The sequence below is a fragment of the Hyphomicrobium sp. DY-1 genome (genome assembly GCF_047497105.1).
Classification (GTDB): Bacteria; Pseudomonadota; Alphaproteobacteria; order Rhizobiales; family Hyphomicrobiaceae; genus Hyphomicrobium_B.
Genome location: NZ_CP134870.1, coordinates 3,902,472 through 3,918,390, shown reverse-complemented (window position 1 = coordinate 3,918,390; position 15,919 = coordinate 3,902,472). Strand labels below are relative to the sequence as shown.

Here is a 15,919-nt window from a genome sequence, read left to right as displayed (position 1 = left end):
CTGCTATTCCTTCTTAGTCTCGGGATTAGGCGCGGCGGCTGCAATCGGCGTCGTATCCTCCTTCAAAGGACCGGCCTTTGCATCCACAGTGGCGATGTAATGAGCGATCGCTCCGATCTCGTCGTCGGGAAGATCGATGCGCGGCATGTAAGGAATGCTGCCGTGCCGTAGCGGTCCCTTAAGGAACGCTGCGATCATGTCTTCATCCGTCGAGCGATGGAATATGTCGGGCAAGCTGCGAAGCGGCGCACCCGGATCCAGCGAATGACAATTCGAGCACGCAATCTTGGTCAGCAGTTCGCCGACCTCTAGCTTGTTGCGGTCAGTAATTTTTCGCAGCCGGTCCGGAATGAACGGATGGACTTTCAAGAAGCCCTTTTCCGCGATGGTATCCACTTCTCCGACGATGCCCTTGCCCGGAACATCGCGGGAGATCACCTGGTCGCCATAGATGTACTGCCCGGCCACGTAGGGCTTGCGCATGCTTTCACGCATGCGTTCCTCCGGCCAGACGCCAACAATGGCGATGAACAGGAATAGCGGTACCGCGACCCAAAGCCGAACCATCTGCGGCCAAAGCATCGCCGAGATGAGATAGACGGCCGTGACCGCCGCAACCCCGATCATGGCGTGGGCATAGACCGGCAGAAGATGCGCCTGCAGCATGACATGCGCATTATTCGGCAGCGTCTGCAAATAGTAGAGGAACATGACGACGGAGAAGAGGCCGCCGATGAGCCCAACGGGCGCAATCAAGCGAACGACACTTGCGCGGAGCGCCTTATCCTTGACGCCCGGGACAACCATCAGGCCGACGATAGCTGCCATGACCAGCATCGAACCTGTTCGCACGCCAAGGTGCGCGAAGAAGTTGATGTTGTAGAAGGCGTCGTTCGTCGAGCCAGTCTGATACCAAGTATCGCTTCCCGGCCACATCATGAACGACAGGATGCCGACGATCAGCAGCATCGTCCCCCAGGACGCCAGAGCAAACGACCACGTCAGCTTGAGATGCGAGATCGGATCAATCTTGCCCACAAGGTAGACCAGCGCGTATGCGCCGATGACCTCGACCGTGAAGAAGACCCACTCCGCTGCCCAGACCCAGACGAAGTTATGAATGAGGCCACTGACCCCGCGAGGGCTCGCGACTGTAATCGCGTACCAGATGCCCGGCCCGGTGATCGACCCGATGATGTAGGAGAAGACCAGAAGAAACAGACCGTAACGCTTGATGAAGTCGAGCAATTGCGGCTGCTTGTCCCGATAGGCTTTCGTCTCTAGCAGCGCGAACAAAAATGCTGCGCCGACGGAAGTGTGGGAGGCAACGACGTGAATGACGCCGATGATCCCCATGACCCATGCCGTGCCGATGTAGGGCACGTAAAAGGTCGGATACATGCCAAGCATGCTGTCCATGAGGGTTTCCTGAATCCTTAAGCTAGTGATTGTTGAGCGCTCGCGTACGAGCCACGTTGATGGCCAAGACTGCGAGGGCGCTTCCCTGTGATTGATGGCGCTTCAAATCATGGGTGGCCCTCGCGCGCCCAGCGCTGCGAAGCGCTGCGCTGGCTCGCGAAATGCGACATTCGCAATCGCCAGACGCTCGCCGGCACTTGAGGCCGGCACGAGATCTCTCGCGCCCGGCGGCTGCAACCCAGAGAGCTTGGCGACACAGCACAGCCCGCAGGCATCGCCGTACGCGCCGACATGCCCGTCCCTGTTCGCTGGCGAGCAGATTGGCGGTAGCGATCCATCGGGCAGGGCGTATGCACTTGCATCGATGGGTGGCCGGACAGGATGCGGCTTGGAAACGCTGACCGAGAACACACACGCCAGCGCATACAGCGCCAACAGCACGCTTCTGGTCGTCTGTGTCTCCGCGCGGCGCCCGATGCCTCCGAACGTCATGGCGCGTACGGCCCTTTGGTAAAGAGTGACCAGCCGAAGGCCATTTCGGTGCTGAGCGGAACGGAATAGCGCCGCAGGCTCTGCCACAATGCATCCGCAAAGCTCGCCCGCTCTGGTGGCGAGAGATCGCGCGCAATCTCTTCGCGCTTTCCTCGAACGGAAAATGCGAGACGGCGGCAACCAAAGTCAGGATCATCGGAACGGATAAGCTTCAGGCCATAACACGCAAGCCGAAGCTCGCGGACGGATTTTCCGAAGGCAAAACGGCGAATGTTGACGGCGCCATCTTCAACGACGATTTCCTCCCGCCGCTCCTGCTGGCAAAGCCGAAACGCCTGGATAGCAAGCACCGCTCCCAATAAATCGATGACGGAAAACATCGCAACCGGCCAGTAACCTCGCATGAGAAACGGCACCTGAAAAATAGCGACCGCTCCGCTAAGCGCGCCGTAGAGCATATAAGCCCCGCGATCGCTTAGACTTTGATTTGGAACAACAACAAACGATACGCGCTCCCGCGCGCAGCCCCTCTGTGACTGCGCATGCGCTGTTGCACATGGCGACGACATGACTGCCTCACAAATGCTGAATCCGATGCGACGCAGCTTTGCAGAGTTGAACTCCACGCCGCCGCGGCCTTAGCAATTAGACATCAGGATAAGGAGGCGCCCGCGAACGGAAGTTCGGCGGCCAATCGGTGCCGACATTGGCGCGATAACCATCAGGCCACGCATCAACGACAAAGCGTTGAGCGACAGATAGCAGCCTGTCGTGCTCGTTGATGAGTCCCGGCGCAGCCGACAACAGACATGCTGCACACGCCGAGCAGGCATGCTTACCGCCCGGCACGCCCTTGCCTCCTCCGCAAACGAAAGGAAGCGAGCCATCAGGCAACGCGTACGCGGCGAGGTCGACATTCGACGCAGGCGTGATCGGTTTATGCGCAAAGCCAAACGTCGCCGCTGCGAGCACATAGAGTGCAAACAGCAATCCGCGCGTCAGGTCATTGCGACGAAGCCCGCCCATGACGGCGACGTTCACAACCCGGTGAGGTTTAAGTCAAGCGCTCAAACGTCGCGACTGCACCGTCAATTTGATCGATTTTGCGAATGAAAATAAACTCGAGATCGCAGCTCGGATTTTGCGAGATCGAAAACGCTAGCCTACGACAATCGTTCGGACAGCAACGGGCCGACATCGCCGCTGTCCGATCGCAAACTTGCCAAGTCACGAAAACTGACACGCGTCAGTATTACTGCGCGTGCTCGTGCTTCATATCAGTGTCGTCCATCTTCATCGTGCCGTCCATTTTCATGGCACCGTGATCTCCGTCACCACTCGTCATTGCACCGATCGATTCCACTTTGTAGGTCACATCGATCGTGCCTGCATTTTTAAAGGTGAGTGAGCCCTTGATGTTGGGTCCCTGAGCAATCGGCGTCTTCAACCCCGTAAACATGAGATGATAGCCACCAGGGCTGAACTTGACCGTCTCGCCGGGCTTGATCTCCAGACCATCCTTCAGCTGACGCATCAGCATCTTGTCGCCGTCCATCTTCATCTCGTGAATTTCGACGTTGCCTGCGCCCTCGAATGTCCCGCCCGTCATCGTATCGGGTTCTTTGCCGGTGTTGGTGATCGTCAGATAACCGACGCCCACCGCGGCGCCAGGTGCCGTCGCGCGCGTCCACGGATGCTTGATCGCAATGCCGTCCTTTTCGAACTTGTGCGCCATTCCGGGCGTGCTGCACGCAACCACAACCGCCAACGCCATAATCAACCGTTTCATGAGTTCTCCAATGCGAATGTAAATGTTTGAGTTTGGACGCGCTGTATCCGCCAGACCCTTAGGGGCAGCGATACGAGGCCGGCACACTTTGGCGACAGTCTTGCGCGCGTAGTGCTTGATGTCTGCCGAACGCTCGGACGCTCAGGCACGCAGCGGTGGCGGACCGCGATTGAGAAGCCGGTCGGGCCGGCGGTCGAGAACGTGCGCCACTGCCGTCTCCGAGACGACGCGCATTGATGTGGCGCGCAGAGGAACATCGAGACCTGGATCGCTTAAAACGCCAAAGTGTAGCGCCGCCAAGCCTGAGCAGATGGGGCAATGCCTCCGAGGGACCGACTTACCGTCGTCGGACCAGGGGGCTGTCCTGGTTCCACTCTGGCCGCAAATGACGATCGCGCCGCCATTGGCTCGCATCGACGTCAGCGCGACAGATGTGATGTGGACCGCTAGAACCCACGCGTTCAAAGCAGCGCCCAGGATGGCAAAGGCGCCGACGAGCACTCGAAACCGCTGGATACGTCGTATCGTCATGCCGCTACTAGCAGCATTTGCGCGCCGATTAATCAATGCCTGGAATACGCCGAGCCGAAAAACCGGACGCATCCACCTGCGATCACTTCGCGCTCCGAGCTGGCCGACGGCCGCCACGAGCCATCGCCAAGCCGCCGGCCGATGCTCCAAAGATAAAGCAGCCGAGCAGGATTCCGAGCGGATTGAAGGTCATATCGGCCCACATCGGCATGATGATCTGCGCCGTGTTAAAAGGCTCAAAGCTGTTGCTGCAAATTTCGAGCGCGGTCGCATCTTCCAGCATCGCGAGATTGATCTGGTCAGCTAACGCGTCGGCCTTCGCGCGCGTGTCGTCCGCCCGCTGAAGCCGCTCCAAAAGCAACTTGGTCGCGGCAAGATATGCGTGCGAGCACTCGTTGAACGGGCTGGCCTCGTCGGAAATGCTTCCCGGCACCAAGCCCCAGAGGCAGTACGCCAACTGCAGGTTAACGAAATTCTGGAGCGTTCGAGCTTCGAGGCTTGGCCGGACTTGGCGGTTCGCAAGGCTCATGATTGCCGACTGATACCGCGTCAGAACGTGCAACTGTCCGTGCGTAAGATTCGGGATCGAGATACCAGAAGTTTTGTCCGTGCTCTTGCGGGTATGGTGCGCCTCTGCCGGGCAAGTGGCCACGAGTATCAGACCGACGGTAGCCAAAAAGACGGACAATCCTGCAGCCCACGATCGGGCATACCGCGACGCTTTCGGGAGCGCGAGCGTGCTAACAATGCAACTGGTCTGAACCACGGCCGATGCCACCTCGTTCGTCACCAGCCGATAGCAACACGCGATAGCAAGAAATGCAACGCGGCCAATTTATTAACGGTGGCTCAAGCCTTTACGCTCACTGCGGCTCCGTCGATTGCGCAAGCGCAAGCAAACGGCGAATATAGTCTTCGACGGCCTGTGGCTCATACGGTTTTTTGAGATGCGGCCCCTCTTCGCAAAGCTTTCCGGCCGCAGCGGATGCGCTCTTGGGAGAACCTGCCATTACGATTTTGGTCTGAGGATGGTTGGTCCGCACCCACCGGGTCAACGCGAACCCATCAAACGCCCCCGAAACATCGACGGCACTGAAAATTACGTCAACCCGAATGCGGCTGCGATCAAGCACAAGCAGCGCTTCATCGCTCGTCGACGCCTCAATGACGCGGTATCCGCACTCACGAAGGTATCCCGCAATCGCCATCCGCACGAGCACGGCACCTTCGACGACGAGAACCGTCGCAAGAGTTTCCTGTTTGGTAGCTTGTTCAATCACTCCCCACTAACGATCGTGGGAATGGCCCTGTTCCGTCTCGGGAAGCAACTTTCGAACGCATTGGATCAACTCGACGAAACGCACCGGTTTCGTAAAACAGGCATCGAATTCGACCGGGCTTCCAGCACGAATTTCCGTCGAAATGAGAACGATTTTGATCGAAGGGAACTGACTGCGTGTCCAGTTGGCCAGCGCTATACCATCGACATTGCCAGGCATGCGAATATCGGTCAACAGCAAGCCGATGTCGTCGACGCTCGACAACAGCGTTATCGCCTCATCCCCGCTGGCGGCTTCGATGACGTTGTATCCGGAATCTCGAAGCTCCTCCGCCAGATGCAGCCGGATAAGAACTTCGTCTTCCACGACCAATATCGAACGCTGTGCCAGGACCTGGCCCTTTCCTGCAGGCGCCGGTTCGATTTTGTGTCTCCCTTCCCCCATGCGACACTAAATGGCTCAGGCCCGTATTAGTTCCCGATCCAGGCCGCTGATCTCCGATTATACGTCGCGCTCCGAAGACGCAAGTCCGCGCCCGCCTTCATTCTCCAAACGTCGGCAATGGAAGACGAGAGCATTGGCAGTGCAGCAAATTTCTGCCTGACGGTCAGACGAGTTCGTGCACGCTGAAACGATTGCCTTCGTCGGTCCATACGCGATCTGCCTGCCAGCCGGCACGTACAGCCAGATCGCGAAATTCCGGGACGGTATACTTGTACGAATTTTCGGTGTGAATGCTCTCGCCTTCGCGAAAACGAAACACCCTTCCGCACACGCGAACGTCTTGCGCACGATCGCTGACGACGTGCATCTCGATCCGGCCCGCAGCCGAATTATAGATGGCACGATGCCTAAATGCGCTCAGATCAAACGTGCCACCAAGCTCGCGGTTGATGCGTGACAGCAAATTCAAATTGAAAGCCGCCGTAACACCTGCATCGTCGTCATAAGCGCGGGTGAGCGTCTGCTCGTCCTTCTTCAGATCGACGCCGATGATCAGCCGTCCGCCCTTGCCCAGAACACGCTTAAAGCCAGCGAGCAGCCCCTCGGCCTCCTCCGGCGCCAAATTGCCAATCGTCGAGCCTGGGAAAAAGCCAACCGCGCGACGCCCGGAAAGATCGCGTGGCAGACCTTTCATCTCGGAAAAATTTGCCACCAGCGGCCGTACTTCGAGCGACGGATAGCGCAGAGCAAGACGCACCACCGCATCTGCCAATGCCGTTTCCGATACGTCGATAGGCACGTAGACGATATCAGCATCGACACAATCCAGCAGGATCTCAGTTTTCAAGCTCGAACCCGAGCCGAATTCGACAAAGAGATTGCCGTCCGAAAAATCGGCCACGAGATCGCAGGCTGCAACCCGGAGAATCTGCGCTTCCGTTCGAGTCGGATAGTATTCGGGAAGACGCGTGATTTCCTCAAACAGCAAGCTCCCCCGCGCGTCGTAGAAATAACGGCACGGAAGCTCCTTTTGAAGGAGCGACAGCCCCTCGATCACCGCACTGGCAAATTCTCCGTCGGCTTTCGAAACGTCTGTCGGCGACCGTTCAAGGGTCGGAATGTAGCGCATCAATCGATCTCCGCTGCCAGGCGCAAGCCGAGGTACTGCCAGCGCTGATGAGGATAGAAGAAATTGCGATAGGTCGGCCGCGAGTGCCCGGCGGGCGTCACGCAGGACGAGCCGCGCAGCACGTGCTGACCGACCATGAACTTGCCGTTGTATTCACCGATCGCTCCCTCTGGAGGCCGATAGCCCGGATACGCGAGATAAGCACTCGCGGTCCACTGCCAGACCTCACCGAAGAGTTGCCGCGGCGGCGACGCGCCGTTTCCGACCGGATCCGCCGCACACGGACGATAGACATCCGCATTTCGTGCCGGCATCTCGGGATGCGCACGCGCAACGGCCTCCCATTCGAACTCGGTCGGCAGTCGCTTGCCAGCCCAGCGCGCAAAGGCATCCGCTTCGTAATATGACACATGCGCGACGGGCTCAGCGGGCACGACCGGCCGCAAACCCTGCAGCGACATCTGCGCCCAACCTGCATCCGTCTTGTGCCAATAGAGCGGACTGTCCCACGCCTCGCGATTGACGGTCATCCAGCCGTCAGCAAGCCAGAGCGATGCGGTCTGGTAGCCACCATCTTCGATGAATGCCAGCCATTCGGCATTCGAAACAAGCCGATCCGCGAGCTTGAATGGCCGAACGAGCGCATCATGAGCCGGAAGCTCGTTGTCCCAGCTATACCCCTCGCCACCGTGTCCGATCGAAATTATACCGCCGTCAATGTCGAGCCACCCCAGCGCATCGGGCGCCTTGGCATCGGTTTGCGTAGGCCCCGCTTGATAGGCCGGATGCAACGGATTTGCTGCAAAGAGAGCAAGAATATCGGTAAGCAACAGCTCCTGATGCTGTTGCTCGTGGTTGATCCCTATTTCGAGAAGTCGGGCAATCTCGCCGTTTTGCGCGTCGTCCCTGGCAAGAAGGCGCTGAAGCGCTTCATCGACGTGCTGGCGATACGCTAGAACGCGCTCAGCAGAAGGTCGGGTCAGCAACCCGCGGCGCGCCCTCGGATGCCTCGGCCCAAGCGCCTCATAATAAGAGTTGAAGCAATAATTGAAGTCGTCGTCGAAGATGCGATAGCCGTCGAGATGCGGCGCGAGCACGAAGTTTTCGAAGAACCACGTCACGTGCGCCAAATGCCATTTCGTCGGACTGGCGTCGTCCGAAGCCTGAACGGTCATATCCTCCGGCGACAGAGGCTCGGCGAGCTTTAAAGAATGGTTGCGTGTATCGAACAGGCGTCCATCGAGACTTGTTCCGGTTGTCCCGCTCTCCTGGCCACGCTTCGGCGATGCCGATGCGAAGCCACTGCCTTGGCTATCTGGTCGGTCGAAGCTGGCATGGTTCGGCGTGAATGGCATGATGTCCCATCCCCTAGCACATACGTGCGGCCCCTCGTTCCGGATTTGGTCGTCCGAAACGCGTCGCCACACAAATTGGTTCCAAGATTGCAGCGTCAATAGAAGGCTGTCGTTACGAATTGACGCTCACGTATTCCTCTTGCGTTTCTTCTCTTTCTCTTCGCCGTATTTCATGCCCTCGAGCTTAATGCCGTCGGGATCGAGGAAAAAAAGGGCATAATAGTCGTCGTAATATACGTCAGCCGGGTCCACGATCGTTACATGGTGGCGCCGTAAATAGTCTTGAAGGTCATCGACATCCTTCCGGCTCCGGAGTTCAAACGCATAATGATGGAGACCGACATCTCCTGTCCGGTGCTTATGGGTAGCACCCTTGGCATCCGCTTGCCCGATCCAATACCGCGTTTTTCCGTTGGTCCACCCCATAGCGTCTTCATATTCGTCGAGCACATCCAGCCCGAGAAAATCGAACAGCCCGCTATAGAAAGACTTGGAGCGGGCAAAATCGCTCACACGCACCGAAATATGATCGATCCCGACAAACCGCGCCATTCCGTCATTCCCGCATCGAGAGCCCGGACATGCGTCCACCCCGCTAAACTATGCCTGCTGAACGCGAAAGACACGCTCGGGTTCCAAATAACAACACCGCCGTCGCGAATGGCCTGCCTAGCGACCGAAGGCAGGCCCAATTTCCTAAATATTGGGTCTGAACCGCTTCAGCCGACTGCAGAGATCAACCCGGCCAGCACCTTGGACAGAGCTGTTGGGCCCTTCTCTATGCTTAACGGTTTGCCCTCAAACTGGATCCAGCCCTCGTTGAAACCATCGAGCATCTGCATCCGTGGTATCGGGTCCTTCATGCCTTGCGATGTGAAGAGAGGGCCCCATGTCTCTCGCGGCACGGCTTCTGCGCGAACAGGCCGCCCCAGAATGCTCGCAAATGCTGCTGCGACGTCGTTGGGGCTGTAGCGTCGTTCCGCTTCGAGCTCGACAATTCGACGGCCTTCCCAGTGCTCTCGGATGAGCTTCGCCGCCAGCCGGCCAATATCGACGGTTGCTATCATCGGAACGGGCTTATCGAGTGGTTGCAAAAAGGACTTGAAGACACCCCTGTCTCTCGCCTCGGCGATATCCCAGGCGAAGTTCTCCATGAACCACGCCGGCCGCAGAAAGGTTACAGGCATCGGCAGCGCGCTCAACGCCTCTTCCATCAACGTTCGCTGCGTGAGCAGATTGGGCTGCCGCGCTTGTGCACCGATCGTTGAGAGACAGACGACGTGAGAAGGACGCGCCGCATTCAACGCTTGCATTACGGCAGAGATAACCGCACGCGCCTCGGGAAAGCCGGGAGACGGATCGAACACGTTGGGCGGCAGAATGAAAATACCTTCCGCACCCATGAAGGCTTTGGCGAGCGCGTCGGCATCTTCCATCGTCGCGATCGCGATATCGCACCCTTTTTCGAGCCACGCAGCACCTTTTTCGGCTTTTCGCACGACGGCCCGAACAGGCTGCCCCGCATCAAGCAACGCTTGCGCCATCGCGCCGCCGACTTGCCCGGTAATTCCGGTGATTGCATACATAGCTCTTGGCTCCAGATCGAATAACCCGCACACAAGATCTCATGCGGCAGGTCGTTGACTGAAGTGCGCTTTTGTCCACATATTGTTGATTGAAAATCAACGGACAGAGGTGACGATGCCGTTCGACGGACGCTTGCTTTCAGGCGTATCGGTCCTGGCCGCAGTCGTCGAAGGCGGTAGCTTCGCCCGCGCAGCAGACGCGCTCGGTATCACAACATCGGGCGTCAGCCGTGCCGTATCGCGCCTTGAAGCGCGCATTGGCGCTCGCCTCCTGGACCGCACGACGCGATCTGTCTCCCTCACTGACGAGGGGCGTCGGTTCTACGAGCAGGTGAAACCGAGCCTCGCCAACATCGAGGACGCAGCGACTATCGCATCGGGCTCTGCAAACGTCGTGCGCGGCCGCCTGCGCGTGAACATCGATCCCGTCGTTTCGCAACTCATCTTGCCGGGACGGCTCGGTAAATTCCTCGACCTCTATCCCGACTTGTCGCTCGATTGTGTGACACGCGAACAAATCGGCGATCTCGTTGCCGACGGGATCGATGTTGCGGTTCGCTTCGGAGATCTTCCCGATTCATCTCTAATTGTACGCAAGCTCGTGAACCTTCAGGTGATTACGGTTGCAGCTCCGAGCTATCTGAAACGCCGCGGCCGTCCTCGAACGCCAAGCGATCTTGCTGCTGGCCATGCCTGTATCGACTACCGCGATCCGATCACGCGGCAGCCCTTCGACTGGGAATTTCACAAAGGGCGCAAGATTCAAACCGTGAAAACGAAAAGCCGCTTATTGCTAGGCGATGCATCAACAATGTTGACCGAATGCCTCGCAGGAACCGGCATCGCACAGGTCTTTGCCGTCGTCGCCAAAGATCACATTAAAAGCGGTAAGCTGATCGAACTTTTCCCTGATTGGGCCGATGAGCGCTTTCCGCTAAATGCCTACTACCCCTCACGTCACCATCCAGCAGCGAAGGTGCGCGCCTTCGTAGACTACATCGTGAAGGCAGTTCGTTGACGAGTCGGCGCTCGTCGTGAAAGAGCCTTCCAAATGCAACGCCACGTTAATCGCCGATCGCTTGTCTTCGACGATCCCAACTGATGCCGAAATCTCCGGAGGTGAAGAATGGCACGAATTGCGGCGGACTTTCTGACCGAGACATTGCAGCAGGCCGGCATCAAGCGCGTCTACGGCGTGGTCGGAGATTCCCTCAACGGCTTCACGGATTCTCTCCGCCGCCACGGCACCATCGAATGGGTGCACATGCGCCACGAAGAAGCGGCAGCATTTGCGGCGGGTGCCGAAGCCCAGCTGACGGGTGAGCTCACCGCTTGCTGCGGCAGCTGTGGTCCAGGCAACCTGCATCTCATCAACGGCCTCTACGATTGTCATCGCAGCCGCGTACCCGTGCTGGCCATCGCCGCGCACCTGCCCAGTAGCGAGCTTGGCATCGATTATTTCCAAGCCACGCATCCCGAGATCCTCTTCAGGGAATGCAGCCACTTCGTCGAACTCGTCTCGAACCCGAACCAGTTACCTCAAATCCTCGAACGCGCCATGCGCGTTGCCGTCGCCAAAAAAGGCGTTGCGGTTGTGGTGCTGCCCGGCGACATCGCCCTCATGCCGCTCGCTACTCCGGCACCAAAGTGGACCTCACCGAAGCCGCCCGTGGTGCTTCCCAACCCGTCGGATATCGAAAGCTTGGGCAAGCTCCTCAACGGCTCTTCGAAAATCACGCTGCTCTGCGGCGCGGGTTGCGCTGACGCGCACGACGAAGTCATTCAACTAGCCGAACGCCTCAAAGCCCCCATCGTGCACGCCCTGCGCGGCAAGGAATACATCGAATACGATAATCCCTACGATGTCGGAATGACCGGCTTCCTCGGCTTCACGTCGGGGTATTTCGCGATGGAAAGCTGCGACACGCTCCTGATGCTCGGCACGGACTTTCCCTACCGCCAGTTCCTCCCTCACCACGCTCGTGTTGCTCAGATCGACATTCGCCCGGAAGCACTCGGCAATCGCACACCAATCGAGATCGGCCTCCTCGGCGACCTCAAGGAAACAATTAAAACGCTGCTGCCTAAGCTCACCGTCCATGACGACCGCAAACATCTCGATGATGCGATCGAAAGCTATAAAACGGCCCGCCGCGATCTCGACGCCCTCGCCGACGAAAACGAGAAGAGTACGATCATCCATCCGCAATTCGTCACGCGCGTCGTGAGCGAAGTCGCAGCCGACGACGCGATTTTTACCTGCGATGTGGGCACGCCGACCGCTTGGGCAGCACGCTACCTCAAGATGAATGGAAAGCGCCGTCTGTTGGGCTCGTTCAATCATGGCTCGATGGCCAACGCCATGCTGCAAGCCATCGGTGCGCAATCGGCGTTCCCGAAGCGCCAGGTTGTATCGCTGTCCGGCGACGGAGGTTACACGATGATGATGGGCGACTTCATCACTCTGATCCAGAGTAAATTGCCGGTAAAAGTCATCGTGCTGAATAACGGCACGCTTGGCTTCGTCGAGATCGAGATGAAAGCCGCGGGCTTTCCCGATACCGGCTGCGATTTGCAGAACCCTGACTTCGCCGCAACCGCACGCGCGATGGGCGTCAAAGGCATCCGCGTCGAGCGCCCGCAGGATTTACGCAGTGCGATAACCGAGGCCTTCAATCATGACGGCCCCGCACTCGTCGATGTCGTCAGCGCTCGTCAGGAAATGATCATGCCGCCAAAGGCGACGCTCGCCGAAGCGACGCACTTCAGCATGTTCATGCTCAAAGCTGTTCTGGACGGCCGCGCCAAGCAGTTGATCGACCTTGCGAAGGTCAACATCACCCGCTAGCCGCTGCCCCCCCAAAACACAGGAAGCGCGTCACGATCAGTATTTCTGACGCGCTTCCTGCCCAAACGACGACAATGGCGCCGATCCCTCGGGCAATGTGATTTCGCCGCGCGCCCGGCGCTCCTTCAGATACGTGAAGCTCTGCATCGTCTGCGCGAAGAGATGCTCGCCCGCCTTGAGCGACTGCTTCTGTGGCACGTCGCCCGCAACATAACGCGGCAGCGGCGCGACGACCGTGTCGTAGTCGGCAGCAAAGAACAGCGGGAACGAATAGCGCTCTGCCGGCACCTTGCGCACGCGGTGCGACGTGGCTGCAAATTCGCCGTTCGTCCAGATCTCCATCATGTCGCCGATGTTCACGACGTAAGCACCCGGAACCGGCGGCGCATCGATCCACTCGCCCTTGCCGTTCATCACCTCAAGGCCGGGACACGTCGCCCTCAGCAGCGTGAAACATTCGTAATCCGTGTGCGCACCGATGCCCGGACGGTCTTCAGCACTCGAGTCGAAGGGATAATGGATCAAGCGCAACTGGCTCGGCGGCTTGGTCACGTATTGATCGAAGAACGTCGGCTCCTCACCGATCGCCATCGCAAATCCGCGCAGCAGCACGCGACCGAGTGCGAAAACGGCGCTGTAGTAGTCGTCGACCGCCTTCGCAAAGCCCGGCAGTTCGGGCCATTGATTTGGCCCGAGCAGCGGATTACCGGCGACGTAATCCGGATCGTCGGAGGGCAAATCGATCGAGAGGTCGTAGGCCTCTTTCTTGTCCTTCGAACCTGAGGCGAAGACTTCTTCACCTTCAGGAACGTAGCCGCGATGATTGCGCGAATTGCCGATATAGACCTTCATCTTCTCTTCGTAAGGCAGCGCGAAGAAGCGCTTGGTCGCATCGAGAACGCTCTCGAAGAGGGCCTCATCTACGCCACCACCGGTGACGTAGACGAAGCCGACGTTGCGGGCCGCATTGCCAAGCTCTTCCGCAACCATCATCTGCTCAGCGGGCGTGCCCGTACGAAGCTTGGTGACATCGACGATCGGAATACTCGAGAAGTTACCTGCCGTGCTCATCTCTTTCCTCTTAAAGCTAGCGACCACGCCAATTATTTTCAGAGCTTCTTGTCAGCCAAAAGCTGCATGTATGTATCGTCGAGCCGCAGCTTGACATTCGATGCATCGCCGAGCGTCTTGCCGGGAAGCGCGATGCCGATCGCGTCCTTCGACTTGGCGCCGGTTCCCATCAGCTGCTGATCGAAACAGAACGTGCGGACAAGGTCCATGGCCTTGACCATATCGGGTGACCGGACCGACGCCGCACCAGCTGCGGGATCGTAATAGAACGCCGTCGTCTCGATCTGCGAATTGAGGCTGTCGACCGTCGTTCCCGAAAGATCAGCCATGAACTTGCGGGCTTCCTTGCTCTTCTCGTCGTTCGCCTTGATGACGGCGAGCGTCTCGAACCACGCCCCCGTCAGCGCCTTCCCGAGTTCGGGATGCTCTTTCAGCGTTTGGGTGTTGACGAGCAGCGCATCGACCAGTTCACCTGGCATCTCTGAAGATTGATAGACGACGCTGACATTCGGCAATTTCTTCAGCTGTATGAAGGCAGGGTTCCATGCGACGACCGCATCCACATCATCGGTCTGGAAGGCCGCTACGAAATCGGCATCGGAAATGTTCTGCAGCTTGGCGTCCTTGAGATCCATGCCGTGCGTTTCGAACGCCCGCGCCAGCATGTAGTGCGAAACCGAGTACTGAACGAGATTGATCCGCTTGCCCTTGAGATCGGCGAACGTCTTGTTCGCACCCTTCAACACGATGCCGTCATTGCCGTTCGAATAATCACCGAGGATCGGAATGGTCGTATCGACACCGCCGACCGCTGGGATGGTCAGCGCGTCCATCGTTGTCGCCGCGACGGCGTCGACCTTGCCGCCCGTGTATTGATTGATCGACTCGATATAGTCGTTAACCTGCACCAACTCGATGTTGATGCCGTATTTCTTGGCCCATTTCTGCAAGATCCCAGCGTGCTGTGCGTAGGGCCACGGCATATATCCCGTATAGATCGACCAAGCGACTTTGAATGTCGGCTCGGCAGCGCGTGCCGGGTTCATGGACGCCGCAAAAAGAACAGCGACCGTACAAAGAACGAGTCGAAGCATTGAACGCATGGCCATCAGGCACTCCCTGTCATCGAGCGGAAAATGGAAAGCGCTCCTTCGTCGTGTCCTTGCCCTGGAATATTTTGTTGTTGCGCGCCGACATCGAGGTCGGCAATCGTCCATCGCCGTGCAAACGGCTCACCTGCCGAAGACACGTCGTGAATGGTCAAGCCGCTTCCGTCGCCATAGCCTTCAGGTGCGAGATCGGTGCCGATACGGAACGGCAGACTTGATCGCCCGATCATCCACTTCCCGTCGCGCACGCGGCCGAGCGAAATTTCGCAATCGAGCATCGCCCTGGCAGCATCCGGCGATGACGTCTTGACAAGATCGGTCAGCGAACCACCGTGCGGCAGCACAACCGCGCGGTTTCGCACATACATGAAGATTTCGCCGACCCTGACGAGAAAACCGTCGATGCCGGTTTCATCGCGCATCCGAATGGCGAAGTGCGGATTGAGGTTCGGCGACGTGTGATGCCAATGCTCAATGTAAGGGGTGTCCCGGCCGCGCTCGATCAGGACGCCGTCTGCGAACGAAAGATAGCCAGCGTCTGCCGCGTCGCTCGGGCACTGAAAATCAATCGCACGACGCCATTCGAAGGCGTCGCCTGAAAGGACGAAAATCCCGGCAAATCCTTCCTGCCGTGTAAGCCACTCGAAATGCTGGGCGTCGAGATGGTTAAGACAGGAGACGCCGTCAAACGACGGGCGATCGGGCGGTTGCCTGAGATCCGCAAACAACGTCGGTCCCTGGAGCCACGCGACGAACGTGGTGCGATCCTCTCGCCCGTCAGGCCACGCAATGAGCGAGCGCTCCCACAGACCAAGCGTATCTTTGATTTCGACCATCTGCGTATCTCCGATGACAAAAGACTGTCA

The 15,919-nt window shown here is 58.4% G+C and carries 18 protein-coding genes; 2 read left to right on the top strand and 16 right to left on the bottom strand.

Annotated elements, in window-relative coordinates:
- Positions 1–3: 3 nt before the first annotated feature.
- From RLW41_RS19115 to RLW41_RS19055, 13 genes are all read right to left on the bottom strand, one after another.
- Positions 4–1,419: a c-type cytochrome gene (locus RLW41_RS19115; protein ID WP_414462500.1), complete on the bottom strand. Its 1,416-nt coding sequence runs from the start codon at positions 1,417–1,419 to the stop codon at positions 4–6.
- A 102-nt stretch (positions 1,420–1,521) separates the two neighbouring features.
- Positions 1,522–1,911, bottom strand: a complete 390-nt coding sequence (locus RLW41_RS19110; protein ID WP_409563096.1) for a hypothetical protein — start codon at positions 1,909–1,911, stop codon at positions 1,522–1,524.
- On the bottom strand, positions 1,908–2,480 hold the full coding sequence (locus RLW41_RS19105; protein WP_414462499.1) for a DUF2244 domain-containing protein: 573 nt from the start codon (positions 2,478–2,480) through the stop codon (positions 1,908–1,910). Before RLW41_RS19105 ends, RLW41_RS19110 begins: the two co-directional genes overlap by 4 nt.
- A 76-nt stretch (positions 2,481–2,556) precedes the next feature.
- Positions 2,557–2,937, bottom strand: a complete 381-nt coding sequence (locus RLW41_RS19100) for a hypothetical protein (protein WP_414462498.1) — start codon at positions 2,935–2,937, stop codon at positions 2,557–2,559.
- A 226-nt stretch (positions 2,938–3,163) separates the two neighbouring features.
- On the bottom strand, positions 3,164–3,700 hold the full coding sequence (locus tag RLW41_RS19095) for a copper chaperone PCu(A)C (RefSeq protein ID WP_414462497.1): 537 nt from the start codon (positions 3,698–3,700) through the stop codon (positions 3,164–3,166).
- 141 nt (positions 3,701–3,841) lie between these two features.
- A complete protein-coding gene (locus RLW41_RS19090; RefSeq protein WP_409563092.1) occupies positions 3,842–4,231 on the bottom strand; it encodes a DUF2946 family protein in 390 nt (129 codons plus the stop codon).
- A gap of 82 nt (positions 4,232–4,313) precedes the next feature.
- Positions 4,314–4,907, bottom strand: a complete 594-nt coding sequence (locus RLW41_RS19085) for a hypothetical protein (RefSeq protein WP_414462496.1) — start codon at positions 4,905–4,907, stop codon at positions 4,314–4,316.
- A gap of 187 nt (positions 4,908–5,094) precedes the next feature.
- Positions 5,095–5,511 (bottom strand): response regulator, encoded by a 417-nt coding sequence (locus tag RLW41_RS19080; RefSeq protein WP_409563090.1) that lies wholly within the window; start codon positions 5,509–5,511, stop codon positions 5,095–5,097.
- A 6-nt stretch (positions 5,512–5,517) separates the two neighbouring features.
- Positions 5,518–5,877 carry a response regulator gene (locus RLW41_RS19075; RefSeq protein ID WP_409563089.1) on the bottom strand — a complete coding sequence of 120 codons (360 nt, stop codon included), beginning with the start codon at positions 5,875–5,877 and terminating at the stop codon, positions 5,518–5,520.
- A gap of 241 nt (positions 5,878–6,118) precedes the next feature.
- Positions 6,119–7,084, bottom strand: a complete 966-nt coding sequence (gene egtD, locus RLW41_RS19070; RefSeq protein WP_414462495.1) for an L-histidine N(alpha)-methyltransferase — start codon at positions 7,082–7,084, stop codon at positions 6,119–6,121.
- On the bottom strand, positions 7,084–8,439 hold the full coding sequence (gene egtB / locus RLW41_RS19065) for an ergothioneine biosynthesis protein EgtB (RefSeq protein WP_414462494.1): 1,356 nt from the start codon (positions 8,437–8,439) through the stop codon (positions 7,084–7,086). Before egtB ends, egtD begins: the two co-directional genes overlap by 1 nt.
- A gap of 126 nt (positions 8,440–8,565) precedes the next feature.
- The gene (locus RLW41_RS19060; RefSeq protein WP_414462493.1) at positions 8,566–8,991 is read right to left on the bottom strand and encodes a VOC family protein; all 426 of its coding nucleotides are present in this window, start codon (positions 8,989–8,991) and stop codon (positions 8,566–8,568) included.
- A 167-nt stretch (positions 8,992–9,158) separates the two neighbouring features.
- Positions 9,159–10,025, bottom strand: a complete 867-nt coding sequence (locus RLW41_RS19055) for an NmrA family NAD(P)-binding protein (protein WP_414462492.1) — start codon at positions 10,023–10,025, stop codon at positions 9,159–9,161.
- A gap of 115 nt (positions 10,026–10,140) precedes the next feature.
- Here RLW41_RS19055 and RLW41_RS19050 point away from each other — a divergent pair, with 115 nt between their 5' ends.
- Together RLW41_RS19050 and poxB are read left to right on the top strand one after the other, a co-directional pair.
- The gene (locus tag RLW41_RS19050; protein WP_414462491.1) at positions 10,141–11,043 is read left to right on the top strand and encodes a LysR family transcriptional regulator; all 903 of its coding nucleotides are present in this window, start codon (positions 10,141–10,143) and stop codon (positions 11,041–11,043) included.
- A 108-nt stretch (positions 11,044–11,151) separates the two neighbouring features.
- Complete coding sequence (gene poxB / locus RLW41_RS19045) at positions 11,152–12,873, top strand: ubiquinone-dependent pyruvate dehydrogenase (RefSeq protein WP_414462490.1); 1,722 nt, start codon at positions 11,152–11,154, stop codon at positions 12,871–12,873.
- A gap of 36 nt (positions 12,874–12,909) precedes the next feature.
- Here the strand turns inward: poxB and RLW41_RS19040 are convergent, their stop codons facing one another.
- From RLW41_RS19040 to RLW41_RS19030, 3 genes are read right to left on the bottom strand one after another with little or no spacing between them, the layout of a single operon-like run.
- Positions 12,910–13,944, bottom strand: a complete 1,035-nt coding sequence (locus RLW41_RS19040; protein ID WP_414462489.1) for an isopenicillin N synthase family dioxygenase — start codon at positions 13,942–13,944, stop codon at positions 12,910–12,912.
- Positions 13,945–13,982: 38 nt separating this feature from the next.
- On the bottom strand, positions 13,983–15,053 hold the full coding sequence (locus tag RLW41_RS19035; protein WP_414462488.1) for a putative urea ABC transporter substrate-binding protein: 1,071 nt from the start codon (positions 15,051–15,053) through the stop codon (positions 13,983–13,985).
- Positions 15,053–15,889, bottom strand: coding sequence for a hypothetical protein (locus RLW41_RS19030; RefSeq protein WP_414462487.1), 837 nt, complete (start codon positions 15,887–15,889; stop codon positions 15,053–15,055). Before RLW41_RS19030 ends, RLW41_RS19035 begins: the two co-directional genes overlap by 1 nt.
- Positions 15,890–15,919 lie beyond the last annotated feature (30 nt).

Coding starts and splice junctions, on each gene's coding strand:
- RLW41_RS19055 (WP_414462492.1), bottom strand. CDS start 10,025: ATGTATGCAATCACCGGAATTACCGGGCAAGTCGGCGGCGCGATGGCG.
- RLW41_RS19050 (WP_414462491.1), top strand. CDS start 10,141: ATGCCGTTCGACGGACGCTTGCTTTCAGGCGTATCGGTCCTGGCCGCA.
- RLW41_RS19090 (WP_409563092.1), bottom strand. CDS start 4,231: ATGACGATACGACGTATCCAGCGGTTTCGAGTGCTCGTCGGCGCCTTT.
- RLW41_RS19105 (WP_414462499.1), bottom strand. CDS start 2,480: ATGTCGTCGCCATGTGCAACAGCGCATGCGCAGTCACAGAGGGGCTGC.
- RLW41_RS19040 (WP_414462489.1), bottom strand. CDS start 13,944: ATGAGCACGGCAGGTAACTTCTCGAGTATTCCGATCGTCGATGTCACC.
- RLW41_RS19110 (WP_409563096.1), bottom strand. CDS start 1,911: ATGACGTTCGGAGGCATCGGGCGCCGCGCGGAGACACAGACGACCAGA.
- RLW41_RS19115 (WP_414462500.1), bottom strand. CDS start 1,419: ATGGACAGCATGCTTGGCATGTATCCGACCTTTTACGTGCCCTACATC.
- poxB (WP_414462490.1), top strand. CDS start 11,152: ATGGCACGAATTGCGGCGGACTTTCTGACCGAGACATTGCAGCAGGCC.
- egtD (WP_414462495.1), bottom strand. CDS start 7,084: ATGCGCTACATTCCGACCCTTGAACGGTCGCCGACAGACGTTTCGAAA.
- RLW41_RS19030 (WP_414462487.1), bottom strand. CDS start 15,889: ATGGTCGAAATCAAAGATACGCTTGGTCTGTGGGAGCGCTCGCTCATT.
- egtB (WP_414462494.1), bottom strand. CDS start 8,439: ATGCCATTCACGCCGAACCATGCCAGCTTCGACCGACCAGATAGCCAA.
- RLW41_RS19060 (WP_414462493.1), bottom strand. CDS start 8,991: ATGGCGCGGTTTGTCGGGATCGATCATATTTCGGTGCGTGTGAGCGAT.
- RLW41_RS19095 (WP_414462497.1), bottom strand. CDS start 3,700: ATGAAACGGTTGATTATGGCGTTGGCGGTTGTGGTTGCGTGCAGCACG.
- RLW41_RS19035 (WP_414462488.1), bottom strand. CDS start 15,053: ATGGCCATGCGTTCAATGCTTCGACTCGTTCTTTGTACGGTCGCTGTT.
- RLW41_RS19100 (WP_414462498.1), bottom strand. CDS start 2,937: ATGGGCGGGCTTCGTCGCAATGACCTGACGCGCGGATTGCTGTTTGCA.